The organism is Streptomyces sp. STR69 (genome assembly GCF_024519455.1).
In the GTDB taxonomy this organism is placed as follows: Bacteria; Actinomycetota; Actinomycetes; order Streptomycetales; family Streptomycetaceae; genus Streptomyces.
Window position 1 is genome coordinate 1 of sequence record NZ_JALJRY010000071.1, and the last position, 5790, is coordinate 5790.

6 protein-coding genes and 2 pseudogenes are annotated in these 5790 nt (G+C 72.4%); 4 read left to right on the plus strand and 4 right to left on the minus strand.

The window, feature by feature from the left end; all coding sequences use genetic code 11:
* Positions 1 to 152: 152 nt before the first annotated feature.
* Positions 153 to 851 (minus strand): annotated as a pseudogene (locus tag OC490_RS48885) (histidine kinase); the annotation flags it as partial.
* Between the two features lie 172 nt (positions 852 to 1023).
* Here OC490_RS48885 and OC490_RS48890 point away from each other — a divergent pair.
* The 3 genes from OC490_RS48890 (at position 1024) to OC490_RS48900 (ending at position 3626) form a co-directional block, all read left to right on the plus strand.
* Complete coding sequence (locus OC490_RS48890) at positions 1024 to 2391, plus strand: MBL fold metallo-hydrolase (protein WP_262064529.1); 1368 nt, start codon at positions 1024 to 1026, stop codon at positions 2389 to 2391.
* A gap of 72 nt (positions 2392 to 2463) precedes the next feature.
* Entirely contained in the window at positions 2464 to 2862 is a 399-nt protein-coding gene (locus OC490_RS48895) for a rhodanese-like domain-containing protein (RefSeq protein ID WP_262064530.1), read from the plus strand.
* Positions 2859 to 3626, plus strand: coding sequence for a sulfite exporter TauE/SafE family protein (locus OC490_RS48900; RefSeq protein WP_262064531.1), 768 nt, complete (start codon positions 2859 to 2861; stop codon positions 3624 to 3626). Before OC490_RS48895 ends, OC490_RS48900 begins: the two co-directional genes overlap by 4 nt.
* A 30-nt stretch (positions 3627 to 3656) precedes the next feature.
* On the opposite strand, the gene OC490_RS48905 is transcribed toward OC490_RS48900, so the two are convergent.
* Positions 3657 to 3944, minus strand: a complete 288-nt coding sequence (locus tag OC490_RS48905; RefSeq protein WP_026151438.1) for a metal-sensitive transcriptional regulator — start codon at positions 3942 to 3944, stop codon at positions 3657 to 3659.
* Positions 3945 to 4026: 82 nt separating this feature from the next.
* On the opposite strand from OC490_RS48905, the gene OC490_RS48910 reads away from it, so the two are divergent.
* On the plus strand, positions 4027 to 4614 hold the full coding sequence (locus OC490_RS48910; protein WP_262064532.1) for a rhodanese-like domain-containing protein: 588 nt from the start codon (positions 4027 to 4029) through the stop codon (positions 4612 to 4614).
* A 303-nt stretch (positions 4615 to 4917) separates the two neighbouring features.
* Here the strand turns inward: OC490_RS48910 and OC490_RS48915 are convergent, their stop codons facing one another.
* Complete coding sequence (locus tag OC490_RS48915) at positions 4918 to 5634, minus strand: alpha/beta fold hydrolase (RefSeq protein WP_262064533.1); 717 nt, start codon at positions 5632 to 5634, stop codon at positions 4918 to 4920.
* Positions 5635 to 5656: 22 nt separating this feature from the next.
* Positions 5657 to 5790 (minus strand): annotated as a pseudogene (locus OC490_RS48920) (esterase); the annotation flags it as partial.

Sequence of the window (5790 nt, forward strand, 5' to 3'; positions counted from 1 at the left end):
CCTGGAAAGACAGCTACTCCAAGACGGCCACGCAGAACGGCGGCTGACAGGACGAGGCCGACGTTGCGTCCGGCCCCTCCGGAGCACAACTCGGGTGATGAGGTCTTCCAGGGCCGGGGAGGGGCGGGTGCATGGCCGGGAAGGGGATCCGGATGCGCGTAGGTCAGGGGGAGCGCGGGCCGGGTGGGGGCGGTGTTGGTGACGGTGGCCCTGAGGGTGTCGTTGCGCTGGAGGGGTGGCGGGAGTCCGTCGGGCAGGTCGGTCTCCAACTCGGTCTCGATGCCGCTGGCCGCGATCAGGTGATGGAGGTCGGCTAGGGACCGCTGGGGTGTGAGTTCGGTGGGGCGGCTTCCGGAGGCGCGTAGGACTCCGACCATGTGCCGCAGTTGCTCCAGGGTCTGCACGCTGAGCCGGCGGATCGTGGCCCCGGTGGCTCTCGCCTCGGCGTCCGGGCTGCCGACCTGGAGTGCGGCGGCGGTGACGGCGATGAGACTGACCTGATGCGAGACCACATTGTGCATCTCGCGGGCGAGTTGGGCACGTTCCTTCGCCAACGCGGCCTGCGCACTGAGGAGTTGCTCCTGCTCGCGGGCCTCCGTGATCTCGGCGAGCCGAAGCGTCAACTCGCGCCGGGCCTGGACGAGTTGGTCGAGGAAGACCGGAGCGGCGGCCGTGGCGAGGCTGTAGGTGAGGTGGACCAGGCTCAGGGATGAGGGCGTGTACAGCGCGGCCTACGAGGCGAACGCCGCGTCCCTGAGCAGGGCGGTGTGGAGCGTGAGGGCGAACGTCAGCAGCGGGCGGTGGTGGCGCAGGGCGAGGGCCAGGGCCGCGAGGAGTGCGCAGGCGGTGGCCCTTCTGGCGGCTCGCACGGCGCGGGACGGGTGCCCCGTCGTGCGGGAGGAATCGGGAGGTGTCTCCAGGGGCTTCCCCTGACTCCAAAAATACCCCCTGGGGTACTCGTGCTACCGTCGAAGACATACCCCCCGGGGTAATTCTTCGCTGGAAGCTGGAAAGGAGTGCCTCGTGTTCTTCGTCGACACGATCGAGGTGCCAGGGCTCGGCAACCGCAGCTATCTCGCGGGCGGTGAGCGGACGGCGGTGGCCGTCGACCCGCCCCGTGACGTGGACCGGGTGATCGCGGCGGCGGCCCGGCGGGGGGTGCGGATCTCGCAGGTCGTCGAGACGCACGTCCACAACGACTACGTCACCGGCGGCCCGGAGCTCGCTCGGCTCACCGGCGCCGCCTATCTCGTTCCCGCAGGGGCCCGTGTCTCCTTCGCGCGTGTGCCTGTGCACGACGGTGACCGCGCGGAGATCGACGCCGAGGCCGGTCTGACCCTGCGCGCGCTCGCGACGCCCGGCCACACCCCGCACCACACCTCCTATGCGCTGGAGGAGAACGGCACGGCGGTCGTCGTGTTCACCGGCGGTTCGCTGCTGGTCGGCACCGTCGGCCGACCCGATCTCGTGGAGCCGCGTCTCACGGAGCACCTGGCCCGGGCCCAGCACGCCTCGGCGCACCGGCTGGCCGCCGAACTGCCCGACGGCACGGCCGTGTTGCCCACGCACGGCTTCGGCAGTTTCTGCTCCTCCTCCCACGCGGAGGGCGGTGACACGACCATCGGCAAGGAGAAGGCGTCCAACGACGCGCTCACCCGGGACGTGGACGACTTCGTCGCCGGCCTGCTGGCCGGCCTGGACGACATCCCCGCGTACTACACGCACATGGGCCCGGCCAACGCCGCCGGACCCGCGCCCCTCGACCTGACCCCACCCGCCGTCGCCGACGCCGAGGAGATAGCCGTCCGGCTGGCGGTAGGGGAGTGGGTGGTGGACCTGCGCAACCGTGTCGCCTTCGCCGCCGGACATGTGTCCGGCTCGTTCAACTTCGAGGCCGAGGGACAGCTCGCCACGTATCTGGCCTGGCTGATTCCGTGGGGCAAACCGGTCACGCTGCTCGCCGAGTCGCCCGAGCAGCTCGCCACCGCCCAGCGCGAACTGGTCCGCGTGGGAATCGACCGCCCGGCCGCCGCGGCCATCGGCGACCCCGGCGGCTGGGTCCGGGAGGGTGCGGAACCGGCCTCGTTCCGGCGTGCGGCATTCGCCGACCTCGCGGGTCGGCACCCGGCGGAGGGCGTCGTCGTGCTCGACGTCCGGCGCAGTTCCGAGCGGGCGGGCGGGTACATCGAGGGGTCGGTCCACATCCCGGTCCACGCCCTGCACCGCCGCCTCGACGAGGTCCCCGCCGGTCAGGTCTGGGTGCACTGCGCGGGCGGCATGCGCGCCGCCATCGCCGCCTCCCTGCTGGACGCGGCCGGTCGCGAGGTCGTCGCCGTGGACGACTCCTTCGACGCGGCCGAGAAGGCCGGGCTCACCGTACGGACCGCCTGACGGCGCCGCGCGTCGCGGCGACCCCTGCCGATCCTCCGTACCGACACGGGAAACAAGGAGCGAGAAAGCCAGATGAGCATGTTCCGACGAGGTCGCGGCACTCCGGGCCGTGTGACCGTCCAGGAGGCGGCCGTACGCACCGGCCACGGGAAGAACGGGAACGCCGCCGAAAGCAGTGCAGGCGCCGTCCTGCTCGATGTCCGCGAACCCTACGAATGGCAGGCGGGGCACGCGCCCCGAGCCGTACACCTTTCCTTCTCGGCACTGGCCGCAGGGGCCGGACTGCCCGCCGAGGCGCGGGCACGGCCCCTGGTCGTGATCTGCCGCTCCGGCAACCGCTCCCGGCAGGCCGCCGAACTGCTGGCCGCCCGGGGCGCGGAGGCCGTGGACGTGATCGGCGGCATGCGGGACTGGGCCGAGGCGGGACTGCCGGTGGTGGACCCGCGGGGCGGAAACGGCACCGTCGCGTGAGCACTCTCATACTCGCCCTGGCCGCGGGTGCGGTCATCGGTCTGGCGCTCGGCGCGCTGGGGGGCGGCGGAAGTGTGCTCGCCGTACCCGCCCTGATCTACCTGCTCGGTTTCACCCCGGTCGCGGCCACCACCGCGAGCCTGGTCATCGTCGCCGTCACCTCGGCCACCGCCATGTCCGCGCACGCCCGCGACGGGAACGTCCGCTGGCGGACCGGGCTGCTGTTCGCGGCGGCCGGGATCGGTCCGGCGATGCTGGGCGGCGCGCTGGCCGGACGTGTTCCGGCGGCCGTGCTGACAGCGGCCTTCGCGATGGTGGCGGGAGCGGCAGCCCTGCGCATGCTGCGCAGCCGCCCGCGTGCGGCGGACACCGTCGTGCCGGTGCGGCCGGTGCGGCCGGTGCGGCCGGTGCGGGTGGCGGCAGCCGGTGGCGGGCTCGGCGCGGTCACCGGTGTCCTCGGTGTCGGTGGCGGCTTCCTTGCCGTACCGGCGCTGGTGAACGTGCTCGGCATGCGGATGCGCAACGCGGTGGGCACCAGCCTGCTGGTCATCACCGTCAACTCCCTGGCCGCGCTGGCGATGCGCACCGGCACGGCCGACGGGCTGGACTGGGCGGTCATCGGCCCCTTCGCCGGGGCCGCGATCCTCGGCGCCTGGGACGGGAAACGGCTGGCCACGAAGATCTCCGGGCACACGCTTCAGCGGGTCTTCGCCCTGGTGCTGCTGGCCGTGGCCGCCTTCATGCTGATCGACGCGGCGGCATGACGTGCCGCGGCGGACGGGCCCGGGTCGGCCCTACGCCAGGGACAGGAACAGTTTCTCCAGGCGGGCGCGCATCTGCTGGGCGTCCTCGCCGTTCTTGCGGCCGGATTCGATGTCGGTCATGCACTGCTGCATGCCGGTCGCGATGATCGCGAAACCGGCACGGTCGAGGGCGCGTGAAGCGGCGGCGAGTTGCGTGATGACGTCCTCGCAGTCGCGCCCCTCCTCGATCATCCGGATCACGCCGGCGATCTGACCCTGCGCGCGGCGCAGGCGGTTCAGCACGGCTTTAAGGTCCGCGCCCTCAAGCTCCAGCTCCACGATCACTCCTCGATCAATACCCCTAGGGGTACTGTACGTCCCGGTTCGGGACGACGGCGACCATCAAAGGATCACACCCGCCATGACCAGCTCTCCCACCCCCGTCAGCCTCGCCACCGACCAGGCCCGCACCCGGCTCCACGAACTCACCGTCATCGACGTGCGCACGCCCGCCGAGTACGCCACCGGCCACCTGCCCGGTGCCTTGAACATCCCCCTGGACCACGTCCGCCGGGCCCTGCCGGAGATACGCCACGCCGCGGAACACGGTGACATCCTTGTCGTGTGCGCCTCCGGCGCGCGCTCGGCGAACGCCTGCAAGCTGCTGTCCGAGCAGGGCATACCGACCGCCACCCTCGCCGGAGGCACCGGAGCCTGGGCCGCCGACGGCCACGGCCTGCACCGTCCCGCCGCCTGCGACACCCGGGCCGGCTGGAGCATGGAGCGGCAGGTGCGCTTCACCGCCGGGACGGTGGTGCTCCTGGGCCTCGCCCTCGGTCTGCTCGTGCACCCGGCCTTCCAGCTCCTGGCCGTCGGCATCGCGGGAGGTCTGGTCTACTCGGCGGTCACCGACACGTGCGGCATGGCCGTCGTCCTGGGCAAGCTGCCCCACAACCGCCCCCGAGCGGCCGACCTCGACACCGCGCTCACCGTCCTGCGCAGCCGCTGAACCGGTGGTCCGCGGGCACCCTTCACCTACCCGCCGGGATGTCCCAGCGGCCCACGCCGACCACGTCACGCGACACACCGGCGCCGAGTCGGTCGTCTTCCTCCCCACGGTCCGGGCGGTGCATCTACGACCCCACCAGCGACGTAGGGGCCGAACGGTTGCCGTTTCCCGTGGCCGCGGCCACGGACGCCCGCCCCCGCCGCAGGAGTGCTGCTCGCGGCGTCGGCCGTGCTGGTCACCCGGGAATGAGGAACGGCGCGGCCGGACACCGTACGGACGTCCGGCCGCGCCCCCCGCGCCGGGTCAGCTCGTCGCGCGCACCGCGTCACGGATCAGGTCGGCGACCTCCTTGGGCCGGGAGACCGCCACCGCGTGCGAGGCGCCTTCGAGTTCGACGACGGTGGCCCCTGCCCGCTTCGCGCCGAAGCGTTCGACCTCCGGGTTGATCGCCTCGTCCGCCCCGGCGACGAGCGCCCAGGCCGGCTTCGTCTTCCACGCGGCAGCGGCCGCGGTCTCCTCGAACGCCGCGGCGGCCAGCGGGCGTTGGGCCGCCGCGAGGACCTTGGTGACGTCCGTGGGCACGTCGGCGGCGAACACCGACGGGAAGGCGTCCTCGGCGATGGTGACCTCGACGGCCGGGTTGCCGCCCGGGACCGGGTACGTCCACTGCTTGAGGTTGCTGACGAGCGACGAGAGCGGGAAGCGCCCCTGCAACTCGCCGAGGCTCTCGCCTTCTTCGAGGGCGTAGGCCGCCACGTAGACCAGACCGACCACGTTCTCCGTGGTGCCGGCCACGGTGATCAGCGCACCGCCGTAGGAGTGGCCGACGAGGACGACCGGGCCGTCGATCTGGGACGCCACGGACGCGATGTACGCGGCGTCCGACGCCAGGCCGCGCAGCGGGTTCGACGGCGCCAGTACGGGGATGCCGTGGCTCTGCAGCTCCGCGATGACACCGGACCAGCTGCCGGCGTCCGCGAAGGCGCCGTGCACGAGGAGGACGGTGGGGGTGGTGGACATGGGGGCTCTCTTTCTGGATGTCTCAGCTGCCGTGGAGCGCGGTACGCAGGGTGTCGACGGCCATGGTGATGGCGGCTTGGGCGGCGTGGGTTTCGCGGAGGGCGTTGAGCATGACGAAGTCGTGGATGATGCCCTGGAAGCGGACGGCGGTGACGG